We start from the raw sequence: 297 nt of genomic DNA on the forward strand, positions 1-297 counted from the left end.
CTGGCGGCGCCGCGGGGTCTCGAAGCGGGCCAGCGCCGCCGCGGCGCGGGCCAGGTCGACGCCGCAGCAGTGGGCGGCGGCCAGGGCCGCCAGGGCGTTACGGGCGTTGTAGCCGCCGGTCAGCGGCCAGTCCACCACGGCATCCTCGTCGACGCCCGCCTCGTCCTCCTGGTGGATCACCCGGAAGCGCGAGGCGTCCTCGCGCTCGAGCTCCAAACGCCAGGGGCTCCCGGTCGCGCTGCCGAAGCGCACCACCGGCGTCCAGGCCCCCATGGCCAGCACGCGATCCAGCGCCGG

1 pseudogene is annotated in these 297 nt (G+C 77.1%); it reads right to left on the reverse strand.

Going from position 1 to position 297, the window contains the following annotated elements:
• A pseudogene (locus J5F18_RS13865) lies at nt 1-297 on the reverse strand (UDP-N-acetylmuramate:L-alanyl-gamma-D-glutamyl-meso-diaminopimelate ligase); the annotation flags it as partial.

It is taken from the genome of Halomonas sp. BM-2019 (genome assembly GCF_017584085.1).